This window comes from Pseudomonas sp. GCEP-101 (assembly GCF_025133575.1).
GTDB classification, from domain to species: Bacteria; Pseudomonadota; Gammaproteobacteria; order Pseudomonadales; family Pseudomonadaceae; genus Pseudomonas; species Pseudomonas nitroreducens_B.
This window is the reverse complement of record NZ_CP104011.1, coordinates 305,531-318,843: the sequence shown is the minus strand read 5'-3', so window position 1 is coordinate 318,843 and position 13,313 is coordinate 305,531. Positions and strand designations below refer to the sequence as shown.

Below are 13,313 nucleotides of genomic sequence, written 5' to 3'. Positions count from 1 at the left end.
CATTGAACCGCATGCCCTGCCAGGAGAACGACACGATGGCTGCCCAGGAACGCAACTGGACCCGCGAGGCGATCCGCATCATCGAAGCGGATTTCCAGCGCAGCGCCGATACCCACCTGATCCCCCTGGACATGCCCGGCCTGCCGGGCGTGGACCTGTACTTCAAGGACGAGTCGAGCCACCCCACCGGCAGCCTCAAGCACCGCCTGGCGCGCTCGCTGTTCCTCTATGCGCTGTGCAACGGTTGGCTGAAGCCGGGGGCGCCGGTGATCGAGGCGTCCAGCGGGTCGACGGCGATCTCCGAGGCGTACTTCGCCCGCCTGGTCGGCCTGCCGTTCATTGCCGTGGTGCCTGCCAGCACCTCGAAGGAGAAGATCGCGCAGATCGCCTTCTACGGCGGCCAGGCGCACCTGGTGGAAGACCCGACGCAGATCTACGCCGAGTCCGAGCGGCTGGCGAAGGAAACCGGCGGCCACTTCATGGACCAGTTCACCTACGCCGAGCGCGCCACCGACTGGCGGGCGAACAACAACATCGCCGAGTCGATCTTCCAGCAGATGCGCCACGAGCGCTTCCCCGAGCCGGCCTGGCTGGTCTCCAGCCCCGGCACCGGCGGCACCCTGGCGACCCTGGGGCGCTTCGCCCGCTACCGTCGGCATGACACCCGCGTGCTCTGCGCCGATGCCGAGCGCTCGGTGTTCTTCGAGTCCTACAGGACCGGCGACCGCGACCTGACCCTGAGCTACGGCTCGCGCATCGAGGGCATCGGCCGGCCGCGGGTGGAGGCGTCCTTCCTGCCCAACGTGCTCGATGCCTGCTGCAAGGTGCCGGACGACCTGTCGCTCGCCGCCATGCACTACCTGGCCCAGCGCCTGGGCCGGCGGGTCGGCGGCTCCAGCGGCACCAACCTGATCGGCGCGCTGCTGGTGGCGCAGCGGATGGTCGCGCGGCGCGAAAGCGGCTCGGTGGTGGCGATTCTCTGCGACAGCGGCGAGCGCTACGAAACCACCTACTACAACCCGCTGTGGCTGATATCCCAGGGCTTCGACCTCGATCCGCTGATCGAGGCCGTGCGCCAATGCGCCGAGCACGGCGCGGCGCTGCCCGGCGATCTGCCCTGCATCGAACTGGAGTGAAGCCTGTGGCGGTAACCCTGAAAACCATCGGCCTGATCGGCGGCATGAGCTGGGAATCGACCATTCCCTACTACCGGCAGATCAACGAACGCATCAAGGAACGCCTGGGCGGCCTGCACTCGGCGAAGGTCGCGCTGTACAGCGTGGACTTCCACGAGATCGAGCGTCTGCAGCACGCCGGCGACTGGGACGCTGCCGGCCGCGTGCTGGCGGACGCTGCGCGTTCGCTGAAGGCGGCGGGGGCGGATTTCCTCGTGCTCTGTACCAACACCATGCACAAGGTGGCGCCGGCCATCGAGGCGGCGGTGGATATCCCGCTGCTGCACATCGCCGACCCCACCGCCGAGGCGATCCGCGCGGCGGGCGTCTCCACGGCCGGCCTGCTGGGCACGCGCTTCACCATGGAGCAGGCGTTCTACAAGGACCGCCTGGTGGACCGGTTCGGGCTCAAGGTGCTGACGCCCAGCGAGGCCGATCGCGGGGTCGTGCACCGGATCATCTACGAGGAGCTGTGCCTGGGGCGGATTCGCGACGAATCGCGGGACGAGTACCGGCGCATCATCGGCGCGCTGGTGGAGCAGGGCGCCGAGGCGGTGATTCTCGGTTGCACGGAGATTTCCCTGCTGGTTGGCCCGCCGGACGCCTCGGTGCCGCTGTTCGACACCACGGCGCTCCATGCCCTGCAGGCGGCCGACGCTGCCATTCACGGAGAACCCGCATGAGCTTCATCAGCCTGAAGGTACGCGCCGCGTTCATCATGCACGGCTACGACGAGCAGAACCGCGAGGTCATCGAGCAGGTGTCGGACCCGGACTTCGTCGAGAAGCTGGTGCGTATCGAGCGCATCCAGTCGATCAGCGAAAAGTACGTGCTGGTGACCGCCAGCGACGGTCGGCTGGCCTACTGGGAATATGACGGGGAATTTGCCGTGCTCAAGGCGCGGCTGATGGCGGCGGGGCTGTTGGTCTGAGTTTCCCGCCGCGTGGGAGCAACTGTTTTCTCTAGAAAGTTCGTGGCTGGGTTCTTCCCTCTCCCTAACCCTCTCCCTGAAGGGAGAGGGGACCGTCCGGTGTGGTGTGGGGCCGAAGTGTCAGCCGGTTCGGATAGCTCCGTCTCCCTTCGGAGCGGGGCGCGCAGCCAGGGCAGGGGAGAGGGCGAGCCCCGACGCGATGCGGGCCTATCGCGGACGGAGTCCGCTCCTGCGTTGTCAGCAGACCTGCGTGGTGTCGATCAATCGCCGCTGGAGCCGCCCGGATAGGCGCAGCCGCGCATCACCTTGTCGTCCAGGCGCAGCTCGGCGGAGAGGTTGCTCAGCGCGCCGCTCATGCCGTCCTGGCAGCGTGCCGGGGCGACCCACAGCTCGACCTTCTCGCCGTTGGCTTCGCTGGAGTAGCTGGTGCTGCCGTCGGGCACGCCTTCGGCGATGTAGGGCAGCACCAGCGGTTGCTTGCCCGGCTGTTCGATCAGCATGCCCTGGCCGTTGACCAGCACGCTCCAGCCCGGCTCGTTGCCGTGGGCGCGGACCACCGCGCGCTTGAAGTTCGGGTCGTCGCAGCCGGCGCCTTCGTTCTGCAGGCGATAGACCTTGGCCACCTCCAGCTTGCCGTCGGTGCCCTGGGCGCTGCTGCCGCTGAAACTGCCGCGCAGGTCGGCGTACAGCGACGTGGCGCCGTCGTTGAACATCTCCAGCGCATCGCGGGGCAGGCCGGTGTTGCCGGTGTCCTCGATGCTGAAGCGGCGCTGCTCGGTGCAGCTGCGGAACACCAGCTTGCCGTCCTGGCGGCTCAGCTCGCCCTGCAGGCGGGTGGAGGCGTTAAGATCGGTCTTGTTCGGCGTCCACACCTGGCAGGCGGCGAACAGGGGCAGCAGGCTGAACAGAATGAAACGGCTGGATCGCATGGAACGGGCTCCTCGAAAGTGCGCCCACGTTACCCAGCGAAGCCGGCCACCTCAAGCCGACGAGGAGGATTTCGGATGATTCGTTGCAAGCGCGCCTACGAGCCGCCGGCGCAGGAAGACGGCCAGCGGGTGCTGGTGGACCGCCTGTGGCCACGCGGCATCCGCAAGGAAAACCTGCACCTGGCGAGGTGGGCCAAGGAGGCATCGCCGTCCAGCGAACTGCGCCAGCGCTTCCACCATGACCCGAGTCTGTTCGAGGACTTCCGCCAGGCGTACCACGGCGAACTGAACGCCCACCCGGAGCACTGGATGGGCCTGCTCGACCTCGCGCGGCAGGGCACGCTGACGCTGCTGTATGCGGCCAAGGATGAGGAGCACAACAACGCCCGGGTGCTGGCCGAGTTTCTGGAAGACGAGCTGGAGAAGCAGGGCGAGGGGAGTTCGCCGGTGTGCTACGCCGGCAAGAGCGAATAGCTGACTCGCTGTGTCCTCTCCCTGAGTGCCGTGCCCAGGCTCCTCCCTCTCCCCGCCCTGGCTACGCGCCCCGCTCCGAAGGGAGAGGGAGCTGTCCGTGCCGGCTGATGCTGAGGTTTCATCCTGCACCATAGGGTCCCCTCTCCCATCAGGGAGAGGGTTAGGGAGAGGGAGTCCGAGCGTCGGAGTTTCCCTGGAGCGGCCCTCACCAGATCTTGTACACCTGCCCGCTCTGCTTGCCCTCCACGCTGCGGGCGAAGCCCAGGGCGGCGTCGGCGGCCGGCACCGGCTTGAAGCCGCGGAAGAACGGCGCATAGCCCTCCATCGACTCCACCAGCACGTTCGGGCTGACCGCGTTGATCCGCTGGCCGCGCGGCAGTTCCAGGGCGGCGCTGCGCACGAAGCCTTCCAGCGCGCCGTTGACCAGGCTGGCCGAGCTGCCGAGCACGATGGGCTGCTCGCTGAGGATGCCGCTGGTGAGGGTGAAGGACGCACCATCGTTGGCGTACTGGCTGCCGATCAGCACCAGGTTCACCTGGCCCATCAGCTTGTCCTTGAGACCAACGGCCATTTCCGCCTCGCCCATTTCCGCCAGTGCGCCGAAGTGCACCTTGCCGGCCGCGCTGATCAGCGCATCGAAACCGCCGACCTGCTCGAACAGCGCGCGGATCGAGGCGCTGTCGGTGATGTCCACGCGATAGTCGCCGCTGCTGCGGCCGACGCGGAGGATCTCGTGGCGCGGGCCCAGTTCGTTGGCGACGGCCTGGCCGAGGGTGCCGCTGGCACCGATCAGGATGATTTTCATGAAGGCTCCGAAGGGATGTGGCTGAAGACGGCTTCAGAGTAGAGTGGTCTCCTGTTCAGATAATCCTGCCAATCGATAACCTTTGGTTTTCATATGGAAACAATCGCCAGCGATCTGCAAGACCTCTCCGCCTTCGCCGTCCTGCTGGAGTGCGGCAGCTTCACCCGCGCGGCGGAGAAGCTCGGGTGCAGCAAGGGCCAGCTGTCCAAGCGGATCTCCGCGCTTGAGCAGGCGCTGGGCGCGACGCTGGTGCACCGCACCACGCGGCGCCTGTCGCTGACGGCCGCGGGCGCCGCGCTGCTGCCTGAGGCCCAGGCGCTCAATGCCCAGGCCGCGCGGGCGCGGCGGGCGGTGCTGGCATTGCAGGAGGAGGCGCAGGGCAAGGTGCGGCTGAGCATGCCGGTGTCCCTGGGCGAGACTTTTTTCGACGCCTGGCTGATGGAGTTTTCCCGCCGGTACCCGGAGATTCGCCTGGAACTGGACCTGTCCAACGAGCGCCGCGACCTGGTGGCCGACGGTTTCGACCTGGCGATCCGCTCCGGCAACCTGGCGGTGGACGAGCGCCTGGTGGCACGACCGCTCTTTGCCCTGCAGGAGCTGACCTGCGCGACGCCCGATTACCTTGCCGAGCACGGCGTGCCGGAGGCGCCGGCGGACCTCGCCGGGCATTCCTGCCTGCAGAACACGCACTACCAGGACAGCGATGTCTGGTTGTACCAGCGCCACCACGAGCTGTTCCGGGTGACGGTGAACGGGCTGCTGGCGAGCAACCACTACACCTTGCTGAAGAAAGCGGCACTGGCAGGTGCAGGAATCAGCCGACTGCCGTCCTACATGATTCAGCAGGAATTGGCTGAAGGCAGTCTGGTCTGGCTGCTGCGCGACTACCAGACCCGGACCCAGCCGGTGTTTCTCATCCATCCGTACCAGAGCCGCCTGCCGCGTCGCACGCAACTGCTGGCGGACTACCTGCTGCGCTGGTTCGAGCGGAGCCGGATGCAATTGGTCGCCCTGGAAAGTTGACGAGGGTCTCGTTCAGCTTCATTCAGCGTTGGTTCAGGGAGAGTTCAGTGGGAGTTCAGGGGGGCCTCTGTAGGCTTTCGCCATCCTTTTCTGAAAGCCTCTCGAGGTAATCACCATGAACCGTTCCACGCTGCTGACTGCTTTGTTCACCAGTGCCGCTCTGCTGAGCGGCTGCGCCTCCGACCTGTCGGGCTCGTCCTACTCCCGTGCCGATGCCCGCGCCGTGCAGAACGTCCGCATGGGCACCATCGAATCCCTGCGCCCGGTGCAGATCGAGGGCACCAAGACGCCCATCGGCACCCTGGCCGGCGCGGCGGTCGGCGGCATCGCCGGCAGCTCCATCGGCGGCGGCCGTGGCCAGGCCATCACCACGATTCTTGGCGGTGTCGCCGGCGGCATGGCCGGTTCGGCGGTGGAAGAAGGCGTGACCCGAACCCAGGGCGTCGAGATCGTCGTCCGCGAGGACGACGGCAGCACCCGGGCCTACGTCCAGGCGGTGGACGCGAACCAGCAGTTCCGCGTGGGTGATCGCGTTCGCATCATGTCCGTCAACGGCAACAGCCGCGTGACGATATGAAGGGGGCACACAGGATGCGCCGCCTGCTGATCGCTGCACTGGCCCTGCTCGGCTGTGGCACCGCCATGGCCGAGGAGGGGGGCTTCTGGTACCTGCAGACCAGCGTGTACACCACCCACTGGAGCAACGACCCGGATCACAACAACCACCAGAACCTGATCGGCCTGGAGCGCAACCGCGCCGATGGCATCGTGTTCGGTGGTGCGACCTTCAGGAACTCCTTCAGCCAGCGTTCCAACTATGTCTACGCCGGCAAGCGCTTCGACTGGGAAGGCACGCCGTTCTACGCCAAGGTCACCGGCGGCGCGCTGCAGGGCTATCACGGTGAGTATCGCGACAAGATCCCGCTGAACCGCTACGGCGTGGCGCCGGCGATCATTCCTTCGGTCGGTGCGCACCTGGGTCCGGTGGGTACCGAGTTGGTGGTGCTGGGTACCTCTGCCGCGATGGTCAACGTCGGGGTGCGTTTCTGACCTGCCGCGCCCCGGCATGACGGCAAAAGGGATACGCGCGGACTGCAGGGCCAGGGCCGCGCCCGTGCGTATCCTGCGCCGTGCTCCGTTTCAGCTCGCGACGTCCGCCAGCGCCTTGTCCAGGCAGTCGATGAACAGCTCGGCATGCTCCTGTTCGAAGGCCAGCAGCGGGCGAATCTTCAGGATGTTCTCCAGCGGCCCCGCCGCGCTGATCAGCACGCCGCGCTCGCGCATGCCGTTGACCACCCGGCGCGTCTGCTCGGCGGCCGGCGTTTTCGTCCCGCGGTCGGTGACCAGCTCGACGCCCAGGAACAGCCCCGCGCCGCGCACGTCGCCGATCAGTTCATGGTGCTCGGCCAAGCGGCGGATGCCGTCGGCGAGGAAGGCGCCGATGCGCCGGGAGCGTTCCTGCAACTGTTCATCGCGGATCACGTCGAGCACCGCCTGGGCCGCCGCGCAGGACACCGGGTTGCCGCCGAAGGTGTTGAAGTAGCGCACCTCGCGGCCGAAGCGTTCGAGGATTTGGGGGCGTACCACCACGCCGGCGATCGGCTGGCCGTTGCCCATGGGCTTGCCCAGGGTGACCAGGTCCGGCTGCACGCCGTGGCGCTGGAAGCCCCACATGGCATCGCCGGTGCGGGCGAAGCCGCTTTGCACTTCGTCGGCGATGTAGAGCAGGCCTTCCTCCTGGGCGACCTTCACCGCTTCGGTGAGGAAGCCGGCGGGGCCGGCCTGCACGCCGTCGCTGGCGAAGATGCCGTCGAGCAGCAGGGCGGCGGGCTTGATGCCGTGGGCGCGCAGGTCGGCGATGGCGGCGCGCACGTCGTCGGCGAACAGCTTGCCGACGTTTTCCGCACCCAGCCGGTAAGCGTCTGGCGCAATCACGGTGCGCGCGTGTGCGGGGAGGGTGATGCCCGCGCCGAGGGACGGCGACAGCTCGGCAATGCTGCCGGTGACGCCGTGGTAGGCGAAGCGGGTGATGATCACCCCGGTGCCGCCGGTGTACTGGCGGGCGATGCGCAGGGCGAGGTCGTTGGCTTCGCTGCCGGTGCAGGTGAACATCACCTGGTCCAGGCCGGCGGGGAAGGTGCCGAGCAGGTCCTCGGCGTAGTCGAGGATGCCTTCCTGCAAATAACGCGTGTGGGTGTTCAACACGGCCGCCTGGCTGGCGATGGCCTGCACCACGCGCGGGTGGCAGTGGCCGATGGAGGCGACGTTGTTGTAGGCGTCCAGGTAGCGGTTGCCCTGGTTGTCGTAGAGCCATACGCCCTCGCCGCGCACGGTGTGCAGCGGGCGCTCGTAGAACAGCCGGTAGGCCGGGCCGAGCAGGCGCGCGCGGCGCTCGATCAGGTGGCGTTCCTGTTCGCTCAGGCGCTCGGCGTCGGCGGCGCTGAAGCCATTGGGCATGGTCATGGGCGGGGCTCCTGGTGATGCGCAGGGTGCGGGGCGCAGGCGGTGGCGATCTGCTCCTGCGCCTGTTCCCGGGTAAGGCCGGCCAGGCCTTGCAGGGCCTGCCAGGCGTGGCGGGTGTTGCGCAGGATGTAGTCGCGGTTCTCGGGGTGCAGGCTGGCGCGCCAGGCGGTGATGCTCAGGGTCATGATCAGCCGCGTGGCAATCAGGTCGGCAAGGATTTCCTGTTCCTCGGCCAGCAAGGGGCAGCGCCGATGGTACGCGGCGATCATCTCGCACGCGGTGGCCAGTGGCGCGTCCCGTTCGCCCACCTGGTAGGCGGCGGCGACTCCCAGGTCGTTGATCAGCGGGGCATGCACCATGTCGCCGAAGTCGAGGATGTTGCGCACCTGGTCCGGGTGCCGCGCATCGACGATGACGTTGTGCGGGTTGAGGTCGTTGTGGATGACCTGGGCGCGCAGCGAGCCCTGGCGGGGCAGGGCGTGGCGCTCGAAGTTGTCGAGGAAGCGCTCGACCAGCGCACGCTGGTCGCGATCTTCAAGGTAGGGCAGCAGGTTGCGCAGCCGCGAGGCGTGCTTGAGGTCCCAGAGCAATTCGTGGCCGGCGGTGGCCGGGTGCTCGAAGCCTTTGAGGGCCAGGCCGAGGCGAGCCAGGCTGTCGCCCAGGTGCTCGCGCAGGGCGCGGCTGCGTCGCGGCACGCGGTGCAACGGGACGCCATCGACGAAGGAGAACAGCCGGGCAATCATCGGCTGGCCGTCGACGACCAGGGGAATCTGGTGTTCGCCGTCCAGCGCAGGGTAGACGCGCTGCACCGCCAGGGTCGGGTCCCGGGCTTCGACGCGCAGCAGAGCGCGGGTCTGAAAGTCCACCACCTGCGGATCTTCCAGCGGGTGGGAGAGCTTCAGCAGGCGGTCCTCGCCATGGCCGTGGGCGATGTGGAAGTTCAGGTCGCGTTCACCGGCCAGGCGGTGCAGCGTGCCGCGCTGGCCGAAGTATTCCTCGGCGATGGCAGCGGCCTGGGCGTCGCTCACCTGGGCGGGGGCCGCTTCCAGCAGGTGGTCGTGGACGGGAGCGGTGTTGAGGGGCACGGGTACTTCTCCAACGGGTTCAGCGGGTCCAACAGTTCCAGCGGTGCAACAGTAGAGCGGTGGTCGGGCGAGGGTTGCTCCCGCCCGGCGCGGGGCCGGGCGGGAGCGCCGGGCTTACTTGCTCGCCCAGGCGTTGAAGCGTTGTTCCAGTTCCTCGCCGTGGTCGATCCAGAACTCGGTGTCCATGGCGCGCGCGTTCGCAAGGTTCTGCGGCGCGGTGGGCAGCTTCGGCGCAATGGCCGGGTCGATCAGCGGAATGGTGTTCCTGTTGGTCGGGCCGTAGGGAATGTTCTCGGCGAAGACCTTCTGGTGCTCGGGCTTGTTGGCCAGGGCGATGAACTGCTCGGAGAGGTCCTTCTTCGGGCTGCCCTTGACGATGGCCCAGTGGTCCAGGTCATAGATGCTGCCATTCCACTGGATGGTGAAGTCGCGGCCTTCCTTCTGCGCGGTGGCGACGCGGCCGTTGTAGGCGCTGGTCATCACCACGTCACCGGCCGCCAGCCACTGCAGCGGTTGCGCGCCGGCTTCCCACCACTGGATGTACGGCTTGATCTCGTCGAGCTTCTTGAACGCGCGGTCCACGCCTTCCTTGGTGCCCAGCACCTTGTACAGGTCGGCCTGCTTCACGCCGTCGGCTTCCAGGGCGAACTCCAGGGTGAACTTCGCGCCACGGCGCAGGCCGCGCTTGCCCGGGTACTTCTTCACGTCCCAGAAGTCGGCCCAGCCGGTGGGGGCGCTGGCGAGCTTCTTGGCGTCGTAGGTCAGCACCGTGGACCAGATGAAAATGCCCACGCCGCAATCGCTCACGGCGGCGTCGAGGAAGTCCTCGCGCTTGCCCAGCTTCGACCAGTCGAGCTGCTCGAACAAACCTTCGCTGCAACCGCGCATCAATTCCGGGGACTCCACCTCGACCACGTCCCAACTGGTCTTGCCGGTGTCGGCCATGACCTTGATCTTGGCCATCTCGCCGTTGTACTCGGCGCCCTGGACGGTGACCTTCGCCTGCTGCTCGAAGGGTTTGTAGAAGGCCTTTTCCTGGGCCACCTTGTTGTCTCCACCGAAGGACACCACGGTGAGTGTTTCGGCATGCAGCTGGGCGGCGCCGCCGGCCAGCATCATCAGTGCTACGGCTTTCTTGAACATGCGATGACTCCTGAGCGGGCCAATCCGGCCCATGAATAAGAGGGCAGCTTCAAGAGTGGGGCGCTGCGCCGGGCCAAGCTGGAAGGCCGGCGGGTACGCCCTCGGACATCAGGGAGAGGAACGGGCGGAACGGGTGAAGTCGATCATCAGGGGTGCTCCGTTTCTTGTTGTTGTTCGGACAGCCGGTCAGGACCAGGCGGATCGATTAAAGCACCTTCCAAAATATGATGCATCATGTTTTTATGGGCGCCATCGCTTCACGGATGTTCACCGATCGCGCGTTCAGACTTGAGAGGGATGCCCCATGAACCAGACCCGAACCCTGCTGCTCACCGGCGCCAGCCGCGGCATCGGCCACGCCACGGTGAAGCATTTCAACGCCGCCGGCTGGCGCGTGTTCACCGCCTCGCGCCAGGACTGGAGCGCCGAATGCCCCTGGGCCGAAGGGCTGATCAACCACATCCACCTGGACCTGGAAGACATCGACAGCGTCCAGGCCAGCCTGCCGATGATCCGCGAGAAGCTCGGCGGCAGCCTGCACGCGCTGGTGAACAACGCCGGCATCTCGCCCAAGGGCCCGGAGGGCGAGCGCCTGGGGGTGCTGAGCAGTGACTACGCCACCTGGCTCAAGGTGTTCAACGTCAACCTGTTCTCCACCGCGCTGCTGGCGCGCGGGCTGTTCGAGGAGCTGAAGGCGGCCCGGGGCTCGGTGATCAACGTCACCTCCATCGCCGGCTCCCGCGTGCACCCGTTCGCCGGCGCCGCCTACGCCTGCTCGAAGGCGGCGCTGGCGGCACTCACCCGCGAGATGGCCCATGATTTCGGGCCACACGGTGTACGCGTCAACGCCATCGCACCGGGGGAGATCGACACGGCGATCCTGTCCTCGGGCACCGAGCAGATCGTCGAGCGCGACATTCCCCTGCACCGCCTGGGCAAGCCGGAGGAGGTCGCCTCGCTGATCCACTTCCTCTGCACCAGCGGCGCGTCCTACGTGAATGGTGCGGAAATCCACGTCAACGGCGGCCAGCATGTGTGACCGCGCTGGCATCTCCCGCGCGCAATCCGCATCATGCGCGCCGGCAATGCCGCAGCACCGGACGACAACGCAATGAACTACCCGATCGATGGCCTGAATCACTCCTACCTTGGCAGCGGCGTCTATGCGTTGCTGCGCGAGGCGTTGATCACCGGTCGCTTCAAGCCGGACGACCGCCTGCGCATCCGTGACCTGGCCCAGCAACTGGGCACCAGCGTCACCCCCGTGCGCGACGCCATCCTGCAGTTGGCCAAGGAACAGGCGCTGGTGCTCAAGACTCCGCGGGACATCCGCGTGCCGCTGCTCACCCGCGAGCAGTACCTGGAGATCCGCAGCATCCGCGTGGCGCTCGAAGGCCTCGCTGCGCAGACCGCCGCCGAGCGCGCCAGCGACGCGCAGCTGGACGAACTGGAAGCCAACATCCGCGACAACCTCGCCGCGATTCATGCCCAGGATCTGGTGCTGGCGCTCAAGCTCAACCAGGCCTTCCACTTCGCCCTGGCCGACATCGCCGGCATGCCGCTGCTGCGCGCCTTCCTCGACAGCCTGTGGATGCGCACCGGCCCGCTGATCGCCCAGGCCTACGCCGACTTTAACGAACGTATGGCCATCGAACACCACTGGGACGTCCTACGCGCCCTGCGCGAACGCAACGGCGACGCGGCCCGCGAAGCGATCCATGCCGACCTGCTGGACGGCAGCGAGAAGATGCTGGAATTCATCGCGCAGAGCGACGTACCGGCGCAGGAAGCCGGCTGAGTGCTCCCTGTAGGAACGGGCCACGCCCGTGATCGCGGGCATGGCCCGCTCCTACAGGTTCGGCGCCGAAGTCAGGGGTGTTTGTAGGAGCGGATTCTATCCGCGATCCGGCCGCAGGCCGGCGGCACCTGCCCCGGCTGCGCCGGGATTTCGCGGAGAAGCTCCGCTCCCACACCGAGCGGCATTGTAGGAGCGAGCTTGCTCGCGAACCGCATCGTACCGAGTTGGCCGACGAGATTGTTCGCGAGCAAGCTCGCTCCTACGAAAAGCAAAATCTCAGACCGCGCCATCCTTGCGCAGCGCCGCGATGGCCGCTGCGTCGTACCCCAACCCGGACAGCACCTCGTCCGTATGTTCGCCCAGCTTGGGCCCGATCCACTCGGCGCTGCCGGGCGTCTCGGAGAGTTTGGGAACGATGCCGGGCATGCGGAACGGCTTGCCGTCGGGCAACTTGGCCGAGAGGAACATCTCCCGCGCGAGGAATTGCGGGTCGGCGAACATGTCCTCGGCGGAGAAGATGCGGCTGGCCGGCACCTCGGCGTCGTTGAGCACCTTCAGCACGGCGTCCAGCGATTCGGAGCGCGCCCAGCGGTCGATGATGCCGTACAGCTCGTCGCGGCGGGCATCGCGGCCGTCGTTGCTGGCCAGGGTCGGGTCTTCGGCGAGGTCGAGGCGGCCGATGGCGGTCATGAAGCGGCGGAAGATGGCATCGCCATTGGCGGCGATCTGCACGTGCTTGCCGTCGGCCGTGGTGTGCACCGAGGAGGGCGTGATGCCGGGCATGATGTTGCCGGAGCGTTCGCGGATGAAGCCGAACACGTCGAACTCCGGCACCATCGACTCCATCATGGCGAACACCGCTTCGTAGAGCGCCACGTCCACCACCTGCCCGGCGCCGCCGTTCATCTCGCGGTGACGCAGTGCCATCAGCGCGCCGATCACCCCCCACAGCGCCGCGATGGAGTCGCCGATGGAAATCCCGGTGCGCACCGGCGGGCGGTCCTCGAAACCGGTGATGTAGCGCAGCCCGCCCATCGACTCGCCCACCGCGCCGAAGCCCGGCTGGTCCTTGTAGGGGCCGCTCTGGCCGAAGCCGGACAGGCGCACCATCACCAGCTTCGGGTTCAGCGCGTGGATCACGTCCCAGCCCAGGCCGAGCTTCTCCAGCACGCCGGGGCGGAAGTTCTCGATCAGGATGTCGGCCTCGGCCAGCAACTTCTTCAGTACCTCGCGGCCGGACTCGTGCTTGAGGTTCAAGGTCAGCGACCGCTTGTTGCGCGCCTGCACGAACCACCACAGCGAGGTGCCCTCGTAGAGCTTGCGCCACTTGCGCAGCGGGTCGCCGCCATCGGGCGATTCGACCTTGATGACCTCGGCGCCGAATTCCGCGCACAGGCGCGAGGCGAAGGGGCCGGCGATGAGGGTGCCCAGTTCGATGACCTTGAGGCCGGCGAGGGGTTTGGCGGTGCTGTTCATCGGTCTGTCCG

The 13,313-nt window shown here is 67.3% G+C and carries 15 protein-coding genes; 9 read left to right on the top strand and 6 right to left on the bottom strand.

All coding sequences use genetic code 11. The annotated features are described in order from the left end of the window. Window positions 1-35: 35 nt before the first annotated feature. From N0B71_RS01435 to N0B71_RS01425, 3 genes are read left to right on the top strand one after another with little or no spacing between them, the layout of a single operon-like run. Window positions 36-1,136 (top strand): PLP-dependent cysteine synthase family protein, encoded by a 1,101-nt coding sequence (locus tag N0B71_RS01435; protein ID WP_259756770.1) that lies wholly within the window; start codon window positions 36-38, stop codon window positions 1,134-1,136. A gap of 17 nt (window positions 1,137-1,153) precedes the next feature. Beyond that, on the top strand, window positions 1,154-1,858 hold the full coding sequence (locus tag N0B71_RS01430; protein ID WP_259759712.1) for an aspartate/glutamate racemase family protein: 705 nt from the start codon (window positions 1,154-1,156) through the stop codon (window positions 1,856-1,858). Beyond that, a complete protein-coding gene (locus tag N0B71_RS01425; protein ID WP_259756768.1) occupies window positions 1,855-2,106 on the top strand; it encodes a hypothetical protein in 252 nt (83 codons plus the stop codon). The genes N0B71_RS01430 and N0B71_RS01425 overlap by 4 nt, the downstream gene beginning before the upstream one ends. 260 nt (window positions 2,107-2,366) lie before the next feature. Here the strand turns inward: N0B71_RS01425 and N0B71_RS01420 are convergent, their stop codons facing one another. Then, window positions 2,367-3,035: a COG3650 family protein gene (locus N0B71_RS01420; protein ID WP_259756767.1), complete on the bottom strand. Its 669-nt coding sequence runs from the start codon at window positions 3,033-3,035 to the stop codon at window positions 2,367-2,369. Between the two features lie 75 nt (window positions 3,036-3,110). Between N0B71_RS01420 and N0B71_RS01415 the strand changes: the two genes are divergently transcribed. Beyond that, window positions 3,111-3,509: a DUF488 domain-containing protein gene (locus N0B71_RS01415; RefSeq protein ID WP_259756766.1), complete on the top strand. Its 399-nt coding sequence runs from the start codon at window positions 3,111-3,113 to the stop codon at window positions 3,507-3,509. Between the two features lie 205 nt (window positions 3,510-3,714). Here N0B71_RS01415 and N0B71_RS01410 read toward each other — a convergent pair whose 3' ends face one another. Further along, window positions 3,715-4,314 carry a short chain dehydrogenase gene (locus tag N0B71_RS01410; RefSeq protein WP_259756765.1) on the bottom strand — a complete coding sequence of 200 codons (600 nt, stop codon included), beginning with the start codon at window positions 4,312-4,314 and terminating at the stop codon, window positions 3,715-3,717. A 93-nt stretch (window positions 4,315-4,407) separates the two neighbouring features. On the opposite strand from N0B71_RS01410, the gene N0B71_RS01405 reads away from it, so the two are divergent. From N0B71_RS01405 to N0B71_RS01395, 3 genes are all read left to right on the top strand, one after another. After that, window positions 4,408-5,337 (top strand): LysR family transcriptional regulator, encoded by a 930-nt coding sequence (locus tag N0B71_RS01405; RefSeq protein WP_259756764.1) that lies wholly within the window; start codon window positions 4,408-4,410, stop codon window positions 5,335-5,337. Window positions 5,338-5,452: 115 nt separating this feature from the next. Then, window positions 5,453-5,914, top strand: coding sequence for a glycine zipper 2TM domain-containing protein (locus N0B71_RS01400; protein ID WP_259756763.1), 462 nt, complete (start codon window positions 5,453-5,455; stop codon window positions 5,912-5,914). A 14-nt stretch (window positions 5,915-5,928) separates the two neighbouring features. After that, the gene (locus N0B71_RS01395) at window positions 5,929-6,387 is read left to right on the top strand and encodes a sn-glycerol-3-phosphate transporter (RefSeq protein WP_259756762.1); all 459 of its coding nucleotides are present in this window, start codon (window positions 5,929-5,931) and stop codon (window positions 6,385-6,387) included. A 90-nt stretch (window positions 6,388-6,477) separates the two neighbouring features. On the opposite strand, the gene N0B71_RS01390 is transcribed toward N0B71_RS01395, so the two are convergent. The 3 genes from N0B71_RS01390 to N0B71_RS01380 all read right to left on the bottom strand — a co-directional run bounded on the left by N0B71_RS01390 (window position 6,478) and on the right by N0B71_RS01380 (window position 10,028). Beyond that, window positions 6,478-7,800, bottom strand: a complete 1,323-nt coding sequence (locus N0B71_RS01390) for an aspartate aminotransferase family protein (RefSeq protein WP_259756760.1) — start codon at window positions 7,798-7,800, stop codon at window positions 6,478-6,480. After that, window positions 7,797-8,885 carry a phosphotransferase gene (locus N0B71_RS01385; protein WP_259756759.1) on the bottom strand — a complete coding sequence of 363 codons (1,089 nt, stop codon included), beginning with the start codon at window positions 8,883-8,885 and terminating at the stop codon, window positions 7,797-7,799. The genes N0B71_RS01390 and N0B71_RS01385 overlap by 4 nt, the downstream gene beginning before the upstream one ends. A 114-nt stretch (window positions 8,886-8,999) precedes the next feature. After that, window positions 9,000-10,028, bottom strand: a complete 1,029-nt coding sequence (locus N0B71_RS01380; RefSeq protein ID WP_259756758.1) for an ABC transporter substrate-binding protein — start codon at window positions 10,026-10,028, stop codon at window positions 9,000-9,002. A 304-nt stretch (window positions 10,029-10,332) separates the two neighbouring features. On the opposite strand from N0B71_RS01380, the gene N0B71_RS01375 reads away from it, so the two are divergent. Continuing rightward, window positions 10,333-11,067 carry an SDR family NAD(P)-dependent oxidoreductase gene (locus N0B71_RS01375; protein WP_259756757.1) on the top strand — a complete coding sequence of 245 codons (735 nt, stop codon included), beginning with the start codon at window positions 10,333-10,335 and terminating at the stop codon, window positions 11,065-11,067. A 72-nt stretch (window positions 11,068-11,139) separates the two neighbouring features. Then, window positions 11,140-11,826: a GntR family transcriptional regulator gene (locus tag N0B71_RS01370; RefSeq protein WP_259756756.1), complete on the top strand. Its 687-nt coding sequence runs from the start codon at window positions 11,140-11,142 to the stop codon at window positions 11,824-11,826. Window positions 11,827-12,102: 276 nt separating this feature from the next. Here the strand turns inward: N0B71_RS01370 and N0B71_RS01365 are convergent, their stop codons facing one another. Next, on the bottom strand, window positions 12,103-13,302 hold the full coding sequence (locus N0B71_RS01365) for a CaiB/BaiF CoA transferase family protein (RefSeq protein ID WP_259756755.1): 1,200 nt from the start codon (window positions 13,300-13,302) through the stop codon (window positions 12,103-12,105). Window positions 13,303-13,313 lie beyond the last annotated feature (11 nt).